Source organism: Mesorhizobium sp. M0243, assembly GCF_040321775.1.
Classification (GTDB): domain Bacteria; phylum Pseudomonadota; class Alphaproteobacteria; order Rhizobiales; family Rhizobiaceae; genus Mesorhizobium.
Map to the genome: position 1 here is coordinate 22,902 of NZ_JAMYSF010000027.1, position 13,388 is coordinate 36,289.

General features: G+C 63.1%; 16 protein-coding genes. 6 read left to right on the forward strand and 10 right to left on the reverse strand.

The features are described from left to right. Positions 1–8 precede the first annotated feature (8 nt). From fliE to NKJ11_RS27010, 7 genes are all read right to left on the reverse strand, one after another. Positions 9–335 (reverse strand): flagellar hook-basal body complex protein FliE, encoded by a 327-nt coding sequence (gene fliE / locus NKJ11_RS26980; RefSeq protein ID WP_127290400.1) that lies wholly within the window; start codon positions 333–335, stop codon positions 9–11. Then, positions 335–751, reverse strand: coding sequence for a flagellar basal body rod protein FlgC (gene flgC, locus NKJ11_RS26985; RefSeq protein WP_013529797.1), 417 nt, complete (start codon positions 749–751; stop codon positions 335–337). Before flgC ends, fliE begins: the two co-directional genes overlap by 1 nt. A gap of 2 nt (positions 752–753) precedes the next feature. Further along, positions 754–1,134 carry a flagellar basal body rod protein FlgB gene (gene flgB / locus NKJ11_RS26990; protein ID WP_127257833.1) on the reverse strand — a complete coding sequence of 127 codons (381 nt, stop codon included), beginning with the start codon at positions 1,132–1,134 and terminating at the stop codon, positions 754–756. Between the two features lie 80 nt (positions 1,135–1,214). Next, positions 1,215–2,054, reverse strand: a complete 840-nt coding sequence (locus NKJ11_RS26995; protein ID WP_128304922.1) for a hypothetical protein — start codon at positions 2,052–2,054, stop codon at positions 1,215–1,217. Beyond that, positions 2,041–3,444: a flagellar protein export ATPase FliI gene (gene fliI / locus NKJ11_RS27000; protein WP_128304923.1), complete on the reverse strand. Its 1,404-nt coding sequence runs from the start codon at positions 3,442–3,444 to the stop codon at positions 2,041–2,043. Before fliI ends, NKJ11_RS26995 begins: the two co-directional genes overlap by 14 nt. A gap of 3 nt (positions 3,445–3,447) precedes the next feature. Then, complete coding sequence (gene flgF / locus NKJ11_RS27005) at positions 3,448–4,170, reverse strand: flagellar basal-body rod protein FlgF (RefSeq protein WP_352794703.1); 723 nt, start codon at positions 4,168–4,170, stop codon at positions 3,448–3,450. A 7-nt stretch (positions 4,171–4,177) separates the two neighbouring features. After that, entirely contained in the window at positions 4,178–5,299 is a 1,122-nt protein-coding gene (locus NKJ11_RS27010; protein WP_023809997.1) for a DUF1217 domain-containing protein, read from the reverse strand. Between the two features lie 146 nt (positions 5,300–5,445). On the opposite strand from NKJ11_RS27010, the gene motA reads away from it, so the two are divergent. Genes motA through NKJ11_RS27040 form a run of 6 tightly spaced genes read left to right on the forward strand, consistent with a single transcriptional unit; the run spans position 5,446 to position 10,284 of the window. Beyond that, entirely contained in the window at positions 5,446–6,321 is an 876-nt protein-coding gene (gene motA / locus NKJ11_RS27015) for a flagellar motor stator protein MotA (RefSeq protein ID WP_027038260.1), read from the forward strand. Between the two features lie 32 nt (positions 6,322–6,353). Next, positions 6,354–7,301, forward strand: a complete 948-nt coding sequence (locus tag NKJ11_RS27020) for a FliM/FliN family flagellar motor switch protein (protein ID WP_128304925.1) — start codon at positions 6,354–6,356, stop codon at positions 7,299–7,301. Between the two features lie 16 nt (positions 7,302–7,317). Continuing rightward, a complete protein-coding gene (fliN, locus tag NKJ11_RS27025) occupies positions 7,318–7,704 on the forward strand; it encodes a flagellar motor switch protein FliN (protein WP_023809994.1) in 387 nt (128 codons plus the stop codon). A gap of 43 nt (positions 7,705–7,747) precedes the next feature. Continuing rightward, on the forward strand, positions 7,748–8,758 hold the full coding sequence (locus tag NKJ11_RS27030; protein WP_352794704.1) for a flagellar motor switch protein FliG: 1,011 nt from the start codon (positions 7,748–7,750) through the stop codon (positions 8,756–8,758). A 9-nt stretch (positions 8,759–8,767) separates the two neighbouring features. Then, positions 8,768–9,850 (forward strand): flagellar biosynthesis protein FlhB, encoded by a 1,083-nt coding sequence (flhB, locus tag NKJ11_RS27035; protein WP_023809992.1) that lies wholly within the window; start codon positions 8,768–8,770, stop codon positions 9,848–9,850. Next, the gene (locus NKJ11_RS27040) at positions 9,847–10,284 is read left to right on the forward strand and encodes a BspJ family T4SS effector nucleomodulin (protein WP_127268991.1); all 438 of its coding nucleotides are present in this window, start codon (positions 9,847–9,849) and stop codon (positions 10,282–10,284) included. Before flhB ends, NKJ11_RS27040 begins: the two co-directional genes overlap by 4 nt. Positions 10,285–10,319: 35 nt before the next feature. Here the strand turns inward: NKJ11_RS27040 and NKJ11_RS27045 are convergent, their stop codons facing one another. The 3 genes from NKJ11_RS27045 to NKJ11_RS27055 form a co-directional block, all read right to left on the reverse strand. Beyond that, entirely contained in the window at positions 10,320–11,090 is a 771-nt protein-coding gene (locus tag NKJ11_RS27045; RefSeq protein ID WP_352794705.1) for a helix-turn-helix transcriptional regulator, read from the reverse strand. Beyond that, positions 11,087–11,797 carry a helix-turn-helix transcriptional regulator gene (locus NKJ11_RS27050; protein ID WP_128304928.1) on the reverse strand — a complete coding sequence of 237 codons (711 nt, stop codon included), beginning with the start codon at positions 11,795–11,797 and terminating at the stop codon, positions 11,087–11,089. The genes NKJ11_RS27045 and NKJ11_RS27050 overlap by 4 nt, the downstream gene beginning before the upstream one ends. A 550-nt stretch (positions 11,798–12,347) precedes the next feature. Then, positions 12,348–13,379 carry a histone deacetylase family protein gene (locus tag NKJ11_RS27055; RefSeq protein WP_352794706.1) on the reverse strand — a complete coding sequence of 344 codons (1,032 nt, stop codon included), beginning with the start codon at positions 13,377–13,379 and terminating at the stop codon, positions 12,348–12,350. Positions 13,380–13,388: the final 9 nt, after the last annotated feature.

Here is a 13,388-nt window from a genome sequence, read left to right on the forward strand (position 1 = left end):
CGGAATCCTCAGATGCCCATTCGGCTGACTTCGAGATAGGCGGAAACCACCTTGTCGCGGATGGCGACGGCGGTCTGAAGCGCCTGCTGCGCGCTCATCACGGCGTCGACCACCTGGCGGGTGTCGGCGTCGCCCTTGAGCGCCTGCAACGATACCTGCTCGGCATTCTGCAGCGTGTCGACGGTCTTGGAGGCTGCCTGGCTCAGCGCCTCGGCGAAGGAGGTGCCGACATTGCCGCCGGCCGAGGGTGCCGCGCCGCCCTGGAGCAGGCTTGTGGCCGCGTCGTCGCCGCCGATCGACGGCTTGAACTGAAGCGCTCCGATACCGCTGATCATTACTGGTTCCTCATCAGGTCGATGGTCATGGAAATCAGGTCGCGGGCCTGCTTGACCACCTGAAGGTTGGCCTCGTAGGAGCGATTGGCCTCGGTCATGTCGGCCATTTCGATCAGCACGTTGACGTTGGGCATCTTGACATAGCCCTTCTCGTCGGCGGCCTCGTTGCCGGGCTGGAACTCGACTGGAAAGTCACTGGGATCTCGATCGATCGAGTTCACTGCAACAGTTGAACTGCCGGAGGCCCGGTCAAGCTCGGAGACGAAGCTGATGGTCTTGCGGCGATAAGGATCGGAGCCGGGCGCGGTGCCGGTCGACTGGGCGTTGGCGAGGTTTTCGGAAACCACGCGCAGGCGCTCCGACTGGGCGCCGAGGCCGGATGCTGCGACTTTGAGGGCTGCGGTCAGTGCGTCCATGGTCAGCTCTTCACCGCCATCATCATCATCGTATGAAAAGCCTTGACGATCGCCGTGTTGAGTTCGAAGGAGCGGCGCACCTCGCCGGCTTTCAGCAACTGGTCTTCCAGAACGACCGAGTTCTTGGACGGCATGACGACGCCGTCATCCTCCTGCGGCTTGATGGTGAAGCCGGCATTGGTCGCTGCATTGCCGAGATGGCCGGCCTGGGTGGCCTGCAGCGATACGGCGGCGCGGTCGAGCACCTTTTCGAATGGCTCGACGTCGTTTGCCGTATAACCCGGCGTGTTGGCATTGGCGATGTTGCCGGCGACTGCCGACTGGCGCACGGCCAGCCATTGCGCTTGCTTGGCGGCGAGGTCGAAAAGGGAAACGGGCTCCATGGGAATCTCCGAGCAGGTACCCAGAGACTAGGCCGCCAGTCTTGCGCGGGCCTTGCGGATGGCCGGAAGCCGGAGATCGTTTATCTGGAGAGTTCGATTACCCGGTCGGCACTGGTGACCATGACCCATTTGCCGTTGCGCTGCTCGATGGAGGACACTTGGCTGGAGTCAGGCAGTATCGAGCCGCGCTGGACGATCCAGAGGCCAGCGTCGTCCTGGATCATGGCACGGCCGTTGGCGACATGAACCATGCGGAATTTCGCCGCGTCGGCCGGAAACGGTTGCTCGTCGGGTGCGGCTGCGGGATTGGCATCATCCCGCACCGTCCCCGTGGCAAGAAGATCGAGATTGGCCGCGGGAATATCCTTTGCCGTCAGCGGCGCGCTGCGTTCGGCGACCACGCCGCCGCCCGCTCGCCCGGAATTGGAGCCGGTGCCGCCGAACTTCATCGCCTGGACGCCAAACTGATCCTGGTTGAAGAAGATGTACCAGGGAAACAGGGCGCAGATCAGGCCGAGCGTGATGCCGAGCGCGGCTATGACGAAATCGCTGCGTCGGTCGGACTTCTTCTTCAGTCGGGGAAACGGTGCCTTTGGCGGCTGCGGCCATTCGGTGCGCGGGAACAGCCCGTCGATCAGCGAGTCGCGGCTGGCCTGCGTCATCTCGGCAGCCACCGCCCGGGGAGCCCGGGGCAGAGCGGGTTCGACGGGCCTGGCCAGATCAGGATCGGCTTTGCCAGCCCGTGGCAGGATTGGCTTGACGGCTCTGGCCAGAACGGCCTCGGCTTTCGCTGCGATGGTACGGGCAGCCTTTGCCTTGGCGGTTCTCGTTTCGTCAGCCTCGGCTTGCTCCACGGCATTGGCCTCGGCGATCATGTCGCGCAGGATGCGCTCGGTATATTCGCGTTCAGTCTCCGGCATCGGCGTTCAGCTTGCTCTTGAGGTGGCGGGCGAGATCGGAGAAAGGGTCGGCCGACGGGCGATCCTTCGGCGCTTGCGTCAGCGCCTCATAGATCAGCGGCACCTGGCGCACGGCGATGTCGAGTTCGGCATCGACGCCCCCCTGATAGGCCCCAAGCAACCGGATATCGCGCGTGTCCTCGAAGCGCGAGATCATCGACTTCAGCCTTGTCACCAGCGCGCGCTGTTCGACGCTCCAGGCCTTTCCGGCCAACCGCGATATGGAGGACAGCGGGTTGACGGGGGGATAGCGACCCTGTTCGGCGATCGTGCGATCGAGCACGACATGGCCGTCGAGGATGCCGCGCACGCAATCGGCGACCGGGTCGTTGTGATCGTCGCCGTCGACCAGCACGGAAATGATGGCGGTGATCGACCCTTTGCCTTCCGTACCCGGCCCGGCGCGTTCGAGCAGCTTGGGCAGTTCGGTGAACACCGAGGCCGGATAACCGCGCGCGACCGGCGGCTCGCCGGTTCCCGTCGCCACCTCACGCAGGGCGTGAGCGAAGCGGGTGATCGAATCCAGCACCAGCAAAACGCGATGCCCCTGGTCGCGAAAGTGCTCGGCGATGCGCATGGCGGTGTCTGGCGCACGCCGGCGCATCATGGCGCTTTCGTCGCTGGTGGCGACGACGGCGACGGTCTTGGCCATGCTGTCGCCGATCGTGTCCTCGAGGAATTCACGGACTTCGCGGCCGCGTTCGCCGACGAGCGCCACCACGACGGTATCGAATGCGTCGGCGCCGGCGAGCATGGCGAGCAGCGTCGACTTGCCGACGCCGGAGCCGGCAAAGATGCCGAGGCGCTGGCCGAAGCAGAGCGGCGTGAAGATATCGATGACCTTGACGCCGGTCATGAAGGCAGTGCCGACGCGTTGCCGCGCCATGGCCCCCGGCGTCGTCTGGGCGCCGCGCGTCGTGTCGTCTCCCCGGGCGAGTGGCGGGCCGCCATCGATGACCCTGGTGAGTGCGTCGATGGTGCGGCCGCGCCACGAGGCATGCGGCGCCACCACGAGCGGACCGCGGCGGAACACGGCATCACCGATGCCGGAATCGGCGCTGCGTTCGAAGGGCGCCACGACGGCCTCGTCGCGGCCGATCTTGACGATCTCGCCGCGGCGCGCACCGGCATGGCCGCGCTGCTCGACGATGTCGCCCAGCCTGGCGAAACCGGAAAGGCCGTGCACCTTGTAGTGCGTGGGCGTGACTTCGATGACGCGGCCGCCGCGCTTGAGCAGCGCCTCGGCGTCGGCGAAACGCCGCCAGACCCGTTCCAGCGCGGCAAGCCGGTCTTCCGGCGCCGGCTGCAGTTGTCTTTCGAGTGCGCGCAGGGATGGCTGGTCGAGCGACATGGATTATTTCGAGCCGAGCGTCTTGATCGCCTCGTCGGTGGACGAGTCGGTCTGCCGCATCAGGGCGGCGGTGTTCTCGAAGGCGCGCTGGACCATGATCAGCCTGGTGATCTCCAGCACCGGATTGACATTGGACTCTTCGAGAAAACCCTGGGCAACGCCGATATCCGAGCGATCGGTGACAGGCTCCGGGGTGCGTGCCGGAACGATGCCGGAATTGCCGTAGCGGACGAAGTTCGCGCCCGGATCGAAATTGTAGAGACCGATCGAGCCGACAAGCTGATCGTTCTGGCGCAACGAACCATCAGCCCCGGCCTTGGGCGGACCGTTGCGGGGGTCAAGCTGGATCGGCGAGCCGCCCGCATCGAGCACCGGGTGGCCCTCGATCGACATCAGTTCGCCGTTCTCGTTCATTGAAAAGCGTCCGTCGCGGGTCATGACGGTGCCGACCGGCGTCTCTATGGCGAACCAGGCATCGCCCTGGACGGCGAAATCGAAGGGATTGCCGGTCTCGCTTAAGGCACCGTGAGCGCCGGAAAGGTAGGTCTTGCCCGGGGAGGCGAAGGATACCGATTTCTGCCCGGTGCCGGAGACGACGTCCTCGAACTTCACGCCGGTGGCGCGAAAGCCGATCGTCGAGGCGTTTGCGACGTTGTCGGCGATGGTGTCGAGGCGCCGCTCAAGCGCGATCTGCGACGAAAGGGCGACGTACAGGCTGTCCCGCATGATGGTCTCAGAACCTCAGTTTCTGCATCGCCATCATCAGGTCGGTGGAGATGCCGACGGTGAGTGGCTGGGCAAACAGCACGCTGACCGAGGCGACGGCCGATGAAGTCGGGTGGTTGATCTCGTACATGCTGGTGAAGCGCGTCAGGAACTTGCCGAGTTTTTCGGGGTCGGAGAAATCCGAGATGTCGAGTTTTTGCTCGAACAGCTGCGCCTGCTTGTCGACATCGGCGGTGGCGAAGGAATCGGGCAGGCCGAGCACGGTGCGCACGACACTGGCAAGCGCGGTGTCGGCCAGCACGTCATACCAGCTGGTGATGGTTGGGGCCTTGCGATCGAAGTAAAGCGCCAGCCGCACGCCCTGGTTGGTCTGACCGGCATCCTCCTCAAGGGTCTGGCGCATGTATTTGTCGACGGTCGGCTGCTGCGCCGGATTGATGGTGGTGGTGTTTTCGCCATAGGCTTCGAAGTTGAAGGCGGAGGCAAGCGCGGCATAGGTCTTGTCCGTCATCTTGTTGGCGACACTGTCGGGGTCGCGGACGCCGCCCTGCAGAACCCGCTTGATGAGATCCTTGTCCTCCGTCGCCGAATCGAGACCGAATGACGCCAGCGCGTATGTGTAGAGCCGGTTGTTCGACATCAGATCGTCGATCGACTTCACCTTGGTGATGTTGGCAAGATAGTATGTCGTCTCGCCCTTCACATAGGCCGAATTGGGATCGAGGCCGGCGATCTGCGCCTGGGTGGCATAGTTCTTGGTCACCAACTGCTGTGTCTTGTTGTAGATGGTCGCATCGGCGCCGTTGGCGGCGAAGTTGAAGGCGCTGACGAATTCGGCGTAGCGCTTGTCGGTCAGCTTGTTGGCGAAGCTGTCGGGATCGGAGACGCCTTCCTTGAGTGCCTTGACCATGAAGGCCTTGGCGTAGTCCATGTCCTCCAGCCCGTAGGCCTTCATGGCATACTTGAACAAACGGTCGTTTTTGACGAAATCGTCGATCGATTTCACCTTGGTGATATTCGCGAGATAATATTTGGTGTCGCGATCAACCACGGGCTGCTGCTCGATCCTGTCGATCGATTTTGAAATGTCCTTGGTGATGAGCTGATAGCTGGTAAAGGTATTGAGCAAAGACGTGCCTCCGGCCGAAGCTATGCCGGCACAATACCCCTACTTCCTTGCGCGAAACTGAATCGCTTCCAAGCCCTCGATTCAAGCCTCACACAAGGCACGGGGACTATCCCTAGCTCCTGATGTGAAATGCGGAAGGACCTATCGTGGGCATTCTGATTGGACTGGTGGTAACGCTCGGCTGCGTCCTTGGCGGCTTCATGGCCATGGGCGGCCATCTTCATGTGCTGATTCAGCCATGGGAAGCCGTGATCATCTGTGGTGCGGCTTTTGGCACCTTCCTCGTCGCCAATCCGATGAAGACGGTCAAGGACACCGGCAAGGGCATCCTCGAAGCCTTCAAGCAGGCGGTGCCGAAGGAACAGGACTATCTCGAGACGCTCGGCGTGCTGCACTCGCTGATGCGCGAGCTGCGCTCGAAATCCCGCAGCGAAGTCGAGGCGCATATCGACAATCCGGAAGAGTCGGCGATTTTCCAGGCGTTCCCAACCGTGCTGCATAACCACGACCTGACGCATTTCATCTGCGACTACTGCCGTATCATCATCATCGGCAATGCCCGCTCGCACGAGATCGAGGCGCTGATGGACGAAGAAATCCAGACCATCAGGTCCGACAAGATGAAGGCCTATCACGCGCTGGTGGCGGTGGGCGACGGCTTGCCGGCGCTCGGCATCGTCGCCGCCGTGCTCGGCGTGGTCAAGGCGATGGGCGCGCTCGACCAGTCGCCTGAAATCCTCGGCGGTTTGATTGGTGCCGCACTTGTCGGAACGTTCCTCGGCATCTTCCTGTCCTATTCGGTGGTCGGGCCGGTCGCCACCAAGATCAAGACAGTGCGCGAGAAGAAGAACCGCCTCTATATCATCGTCAAGCAGACGCTGCTGGCCTACATGAACGGTGCGCTGCCGCAGGTGGCGATCGAGTTCGGCCGCAAGACCATCTCGTCCTATGAACGGCCGACGATCGACGCCGTCGAGCAGAGCACGATGAATACCGGCACCGTCGAAAAGAAGGCCGCCTGAACGATGCACGACAGATCGGTCCCGGCACTGTCATGACCAGCCTGGGCAGTCCAGCGGAAGCGCGTTCGCTGATCATCGAGCGTCTGGTCGGTGACAGCGGCGAGGCCGCGCAGGTCATCGACGCAGGCCGCGCCATGGCCGAACGCGCCGTACCGCTGTTGCAGAAAAGCCTGACCAGCGAGCTTGGCGTTCCGGTCGTCGTCGAACTCAAAGCGATCGAGGTCAGCCGCGTTCCCGAGGCGCGTTCGCGTGCCGGCGACACGTTTGCCATGACCGTGATCGGCTCGTCGGCGTCCTCCGATGCGATGACCCTGGTGATCGATGCTCCGGCGATCGCGATCATGGTCTGCACGCTGTTCGGCGGCGACCCGGATCTGCCGGCATCGCCGATCGAACGCGATCTGTCGCAGATCGAAATCGATGTTTCGACCATGGTGTTCCAGCAGGTCGCGCAGGCCCTCAACGGATCGGGAAAGCGCTCGCTCGACCTGCGCCTGCCCGCGCCGCGAGCAATGTCCGGCACCGAGGCGAAGCGGTATGTGCTGCGCGATGGCGCGGCAATCCGTATCGTGCTTGGCATCTCGACGCCGGCCGATAGTGGCACCGTCACGGTGACGATGCCGCAGCGCGTCGTGCTGGCCAGCCGCGACGGAGCCGTTTCTGTCAGCGACGACGATCACGGCCCCAGCTGGCGCGCCCGCTTTTCGGAAGAGGTGATGCGCTCCACCGTGGCGCTCGAGGCCACGATGCCGCTGGCGCGGCTGACGCTCGGCGAGCTCGCCGGTTTCCAAATCGGCGACGTCATCGAATTCGAGGAAACGGCCCAGTCCCAGGCGCGTCTCAGCGCACGGGGCAAGACGCTGTTCGTATGCGAGTTCGGCAAACTGGGACAGAACTACACCGTCCGGATCAGGCATCCTTACGACGCCGGACAGGACTTTATCGACGGGCTGATGCCGGCAGCCGCCGGACGCGCCTGAGAATTTGGAGACGATCATGGCCAAAACCAAGGCGGAAGCCGACCTCGACCAGCCGGACGAGCAACTCGACCGTGCCATCGAAGAGTTGCGCGGTGTCCTGCATGAAGAGGAGCAGCGCCCCGATGCGGCGTTCAGGGCGGCCTCATCAGCCAATTCGAGCGTGATCATGAACATCCCCGTCGATGTCCAGATCATCCTCGGCAGCACGGAGATGCCGGTCTCCGATCTGATGGCGCTGCAAAAAGGGTCGACCGTGGCGCTCAATCGCCGCATCGGGGAACCCGTCGACGTCGTGGTCAACGGCCGCAAGATCGCGCGCGGCGAGATCACCGTGCTGGAAAGCGATCCGTCGCGTTTCGGCATCAGGCTGACCGAAATCATCGCCGGCACGAAGGGCGCCTAGACATGGTTTGCGGGGCTTGCCGGTGGCGGCGGAGGCGAGTGGCATGACGACGCCGGTGACCTTGACCCGCGCGCAGAAGGCGGCCGCCATACTTGTGGCGATGGGCAAGCCGTCGGCCAGCCGCCTGCTGAAATTCTTCAAGCAGGAAGAACTGAAGGCCCTGATCGAGGGCGCCCGCCTGCTGCGGACGATTCCGCAAAGCGATCTTGAGCGCATCGTCGCCGAGTTCGAAGCCGAGTTCACGGAAGGGGCGGGGTTGCTCGATTCCGCCGACAGGATGGACACCATCCTCAACGAATCGCTCTCGCCCGAAGAGATGAGCGCGATCATGGGCGACAAGAAATTCGAGGTCGCACCGGAAGGCCCGCCGCCGATCTGGCCCGAGCTCGAAAAGCTCGAGCCGGCGCGGCTTGGTGCCTTCATGGCCGGTGAGCATCCGCAGACGGCGGCCATGGTGTTGTCGAAGCTGGCACCGCAGGTGGCGGCCAACGTGCTGCTGACACTGACCAAGCCGATGCGTGGAGAAATCATTAAGCGCATGGTGACGATGGCCAATGTTCCCGACGCTGCCGCCAGGATCGTCGAAAACCGGCTGCGTACCAGCGTGCTGGCGGAAACCTCGACCAAGGACACCTCGGCCGGGCAGGCGCGTGTCGCCAGCGTTCTCAACGAACTCGACAAGCCGCTGCTCGAGGAGGTCATGCAGGATCTGGAAGCCGCCGGCACGCCTGATCTCGACGGTGTGAGGGCCCGCCTGTTTGCTTTCGAGGACTTGCCGCTGCTCACTCAGAAAGCGCGGGTGCTGCTGTTCGACGGGCTGTCGACGGAGTTGGTCACGCTGGCCCTGCGCGGCACTTCGGCCGCACTCGCGGAATCGGTGCTGTCGGCCATCGGCGCCCGCTCGCGGCGCATGATCGAAGCCGAACTCGGACAGGGCTCGGACGGGGTCCCTCTCGCCGACATCACGGCGGCCCGCAAGACGATCGTTACGACGACGATCCGGCTGTCGCGCGAAGGCGCCTTCGAACTACCCTCGACCCAAGACGCCGCCTAAGACCGCGCCATGGCTGACGCGGTCGACAAGGATTCGAAAACCGAAGAGGCGACGGAAAAGAAGATCCGCGACACCGTCGAACAGGGCAAACTGCCCCATTCGCGGGAGACAGCGCTCTTTGCCTCGTTCGTTGCCATACTGGTGTTCACCGTCTTCTACGCCAAGGATGCGATCATTGATCTCGGCATGTTCCTGTCGATGTTCCTGGAGAAGCCGGAAGCCTGGCCGATGGACACGGAGACCGACGTCATCGCGCTCTACAAGATCGTCCTCCTCGAGGTTGGCCGCGCCGTCCTGAGCCTGATGGTGCTGCTGACCGTCGCCGGCGTCGGCGCCTCGGTGTTCCAGAACATGCCGCAATTCGTAGGCGAGCGGGTCCGGCCGCAACTCTCGCGCATTTCGATCGCCAAGGGGTGGAACAGGCTGTTCGGCATCCAGGGTTGGGTCGAGTTCCTGAAGTCACTCGGCAAGGTCGGGTTTGCCATCGTCGTGCTGAGCTTCACGCTGTCGGAAGACCACCGAAAGCTGCTCGCCGGGATGATCACCAATCCGGTCGCCTTCGGTCTCGTCATCCGCGGCATCGCCGTCGACATCCTGGTGGCGATCGTCTTCGTCATGGGGCTGATCGCGGCAATCGACATCGTCTGGTCGCGCTTCCACTGGAAGCAGGATCTGCGCATGAGCAAGCAGGAGGTCAAGGACGAGTTCAAACAGTCCGAGGGCGACCCGATCGTCAAGTCGCGGCTGCGCTCGCTGGCGCGCGACCGGGCGCGCAAGCGGATGATGACGGCGGTGCCGCGCGCGACGCTGATCATCGCCAACCCAACGCACTTCTCGATCGCGCTGAAATATGTGCGCGACGAGGACTCGGCACCCATGGTGCTGGCCAAGGGCCAGGATCTGGTGGCGCTGAAAATCCGAGAGATCGCGCGGGAACACAACATCCCGGTCTTCGAGGACGTGGCGCTCGCCCGCTCCATGTACAAGCAAGTTTCGGTCGATAGTGTAATCCCATCACAATTCTACCAGGCCGTCGCCGAACTGGTGCGGATCGTCTACTCGAAAAAGGCTGAGCGCAGACAGATTTCATGAACCGGCAACCGCACGCAAAATCCCGCGAGATCATCGTCGCCAGCGCCATCGAGCAGGTGGTGGGGGAACTCAGGCTGATCGATGTCGCCGACTACATCGCCTTTATCCGGCTGGAGCATTTCGCGTGCCTGTCGGACCTGGTCGATTCAGCGGTTGAGTTGTTCTTCATGCCGGGCACTCTACGGCTCGGCCATGGTGGTGAGGCGCATGTCGACTGGAGCGGCAGCCCGCGCATCGTGCTCGATCTGGAACTGAGGCCGCCCGGCGTCACCGTCTATTTCCAGCTGACGCTGAGCGAGCTCGGCGCATCGGTGGCGGTCAACTACGTGTCGTTCGAGAAGCCGGGCGAAGACCCGGAGCACAATACGGCGCTGCTTGAGGCGGTGATCGAACAGGCGCGTATCCGCAAGGTCGAGCCGCTCGCCTATCGCTGACCGTCGGTCGCCTTTCGAAGCGCTGTCGAATTCCCCTATTCGATCAAGCCCAGCCGCAGCGCCTTGGCAACGGCCTGGTTGCGATTGACGGCGTTGAGCTTCTGGGTCGACTGGGTCAGATACTGGTTGGCGGTGTGCACCGACAGTTTCAGGAGCCGCGCGATCTCCTCGCTGGTGTTGCCGTTGGCGGTCAGCTTCAGGCATTCGAGTTCGCGCTTGGAGATTGCGCGCATGCGGCCGGTATCGCCCGGACGGATGCGGGCGACGGCGGCGAACAGCGAAAAGCAGCGGGCGTGTATTTCGTAGAGCGCATCCTGCTGCATGGTCATCTCCGAGCCGAGGAACACGACAAGGCCGCATTGGCCGCGGTCGGCGTGAACGGGAAAAGCGATGCCGCTGGTTCCGGGCACCAGCGCCGCCATCTGCTCGGTCCAGCTGAGATCGCCAAACAGCTCCGCCATGGCAGGGACGCCGTCATCCGTCCACCAGCGCGGTTCGGTCGAGATGCGGGTGTGGCGCACGATCTCCTCGCCGTTGGCGCCTGAGATGAACTTGGTCGCCACGGCAATGCCGGGATAGTCGGAATCAAAGCATGGGACTAGCCGCGCCCGCTCGGGCGAGGGGCTTACGAAGAAGAGGCCGAAAGCCGAGGCATTCATGTCAACGGCGATCCAGCGGCAGCGGCGCACGGCATCGGGAATGGTGACCGCGTGATGGGTTTCGGAGCCAAGGGTGAAGGCTCCGAACGGGTTGCGCTGCTCGTTGAAAAGGGCTTCGGCCGTTTCCTTGATATCGGCGTGTTTCAAATGATGCCGCTCCTGATCGCCGTGGCGATGGCCATCGCGCGGTTGCTGGCCGCGAATTTCTGGATGGCGTGGGTGATGTAGCTGTTGACGGTGTTGGAGGAGACGCCAAGGATGACGGCGACCTCGTCGGTGGTCTTGCCTTCGGAAACCCAGAACAGGCATTCGCGCTCGCGATCCGACAACGGATCCTGCATGGCGGCAGCGGCAATGAGTTGCGGGATGTGCGAGAGCGCGTAGCAGCATTTCAGCTGCGCCCGCATCAGCGCCGGCTGGTCGATGCTGCCGGCGGTCGCCGCAGAGAACAGGGCGAACAGGCGCTGGCGACCGACATTGAGGCGCAGCGAATAGATTTCGGCATGGCCGAGCACGTCGAGAAGGCGGGCTTCCTCGCCGGTGATCAATCCGTCTGTTTCTGGTGCCCGGGATGCCACCAGCGGCTGTGGGCGGATGCCCGGCGCGACGGTGAGCGCGCCTTGCGCAAGCCCGGCGATCAGCCGCTTGCCGATCAGTTCGATGGCATCGAAAATCCAGTTGGAGGAGACGATGCGCGCATCGTTGCGGTCCTGGTCGTGGACAATGGCGACCAGCATGTAGCTGTCGGCGCCGATCTCGGCGGTCAGTTGCATGAAAAAGCTGGTGAGATCGCCGCGCGACGTCAGGCGCGAGCCCAATGTGTCGGATTGAAGAAGTGCGGCGGGACTGCTCATTCTTGTTGCTTTTGGCCGGAATCGTTTCTGCTGTCCGGATGCTGGAAGCCAGCCGCCGAAACCGAATACGCATTACTTTGACGAAGACACACGCGTGGCGCAGGGCTGCGCCGAACCAAATCCCGAATCCATTCAGGGAACGCGAAGCCGTCCGCGTCTGGTGCCGGAAAAGCTCCGGAACAAGAGACTTTGGGTGGTCGCCGCGCCCCCCGAGGACCGGCTGATTCGGGTCTAATCTACCCGCAGTTGAATCTGACATCAAACGCGATTTGACAAAATCGAATCCGATGGACTCAGGTGCGACTCAGAGGTCGGTTTTCGCGCCTTGGACAGAAGACCGGGACGCGAAAGTCTTCGCCGGCCCTCTCGGCGGCTGGTCGATTTCGCCAGGCTCGGGAGCATTGAACAGATGGGCGCGCCGGTTGCTGTGCCGAAGGCTGGTGCCTTGGCCCGATAGTGGGAACCGGGCGATGTTGCCGCCGGTCCCGGTGGTCCTTTGCTATGCCTGTCGTTGTCCCAAAATCGCTAGATGCTCCTGAACGACAGGCATTTACCGATCCTCGAACCCGGTCAGCACGCCTACCGCGTTGATGCCGATCTCCTCGACGGCATAGCCGCCTTCCATGACGAACAGCGTCGGCAGGCCGAGCCTGGCGATGCGGCGGCCGATCTTGGGATAATCAGATGTCTTCAGCTTGAACTGGCTGATCGGGTCCTTCTCGAACGTATCGACACCCAGCGAGACGATGACGACATCCGGTGCATAAGCGGTGAGCCTGGCGCAGGCATCCTCGAGCGACGCGTTCCATGCATCCCAGTCGGTGCCGAAGGGCATTGGATAGTTGATGTTGAAGCCTTCGCCTTCGCCTTCTCCGCGTTCGTCGGCATGGCCGAGGAAGAACGGGTACTCGACCATCGGATCGCCATGCAGATTGAGCACCTGCACGTCGGCACGGTCGTAGAATATCTCCTGCGTGCCGTTGCCGTGGTGATAGTCGACATCGAGGATCGAGATGCGTTTGGCGCCCTGGTCGCGGAACCATTGCGCGGCGACGGCGGCGTTGTTGATGTAGCAATAGCCGCCCATGAAGCCAGCCCCGGCATGGTGGCCGGGCGGACGGCAGAGCGCGAAGGCGGAAGCCTCGCCATCCTTGACCAGGCCGGCGGCGGTCAGCGCCACGTCGTAGGAAGACTTGATCGCCGCCCATGTGCCTTCGACGAAGGTGGCGCCGGCATCGAAGGAATAATAGCCCAGTAGCGCGTCGACGCGTTTTGGCGGCACGTCGCCGCGCAGGCCGCGCGTCGGCCAGGTGAAGGGCATCGCCGTGCCCGTGAGGCCTGCTTCCAGCCATTTCGGCCAGACCGTCGGGAGAAAGTCAATATAGTCTGATTTGTGGATGCGCTTGGCGGCGGCGAGGTCATGTTCGTGCGGCGCGATGATGGGACCCAGTTTCTCGCTTTCGACCCGTGCCTTGATGAATTCGGCCCTCGATGGCTTTTCGAAACCCGGCACAATGGCCGATGTGACCAGTTCCATTTGGCCGGCATGGCCGGCGTGCAGGGGGGAGAAAACAGTCTTCATAAATTCCTC

What these genes read in the sequence shown, in the direction of transcription:
- flhB (WP_023809992.1), top strand. Translation starts at nt 8,768, where the DNA reads ATGGCTGACGCGGTCGACAAGGATTCGAAAACCGAAGAGGCGACGGAA.
- fliE (WP_127290400.1), bottom strand. Translation starts at nt 335, where the DNA reads ATGATCAGCGGTATCGGAGCGCTTCAGTTCAAGCCGTCGATCGGCGGC.
- NKJ11_RS26995 (WP_128304922.1), bottom strand. Translation starts at nt 2,054, where the DNA reads ATGCCGGAGACTGAACGCGAATATACCGAGCGCATCCTGCGCGACATG.
- NKJ11_RS27020 (WP_128304925.1), top strand. Translation starts at nt 6,354, where the DNA reads ATGACCAGCCTGGGCAGTCCAGCGGAAGCGCGTTCGCTGATCATCGAG.
- flgF (WP_352794703.1), bottom strand. Translation starts at nt 4,170, where the DNA reads ATGCGGGACAGCCTGTACGTCGCCCTTTCGTCGCAGATCGCGCTTGAG.
- fliN (WP_023809994.1), top strand. Translation starts at nt 7,318, where the DNA reads ATGGCCAAAACCAAGGCGGAAGCCGACCTCGACCAGCCGGACGAGCAA.
- NKJ11_RS27050 (WP_128304928.1), bottom strand. Translation starts at nt 11,797, where the DNA reads ATGAGCAGTCCCGCCGCACTTCTTCAATCCGACACATTGGGCTCGCGC.
- fliI (WP_128304923.1), bottom strand. Translation starts at nt 3,444, where the DNA reads ATGTCGCTCGACCAGCCATCCCTGCGCGCACTCGAAAGACAACTGCAG.
- NKJ11_RS27040 (WP_127268991.1), top strand. Translation starts at nt 9,847, where the DNA reads ATGAACCGGCAACCGCACGCAAAATCCCGCGAGATCATCGTCGCCAGC.
- flgC (WP_013529797.1), bottom strand. Translation starts at nt 751, where the DNA reads ATGGACGCACTGACCGCAGCCCTCAAAGTCGCAGCATCCGGCCTCGGC.
- flgB (WP_127257833.1), bottom strand. Translation starts at nt 1,134, where the DNA reads ATGGAGCCCGTTTCCCTTTTCGACCTCGCCGCCAAGCAAGCGCAATGG.
- NKJ11_RS27030 (WP_352794704.1), top strand. Translation starts at nt 7,748, where the DNA reads ATGACGACGCCGGTGACCTTGACCCGCGCGCAGAAGGCGGCCGCCATA.
- NKJ11_RS27055 (WP_352794706.1), bottom strand. Translation starts at nt 13,379, where the DNA reads ATGAAGACTGTTTTCTCCCCCCTGCACGCCGGCCATGCCGGCCAAATG.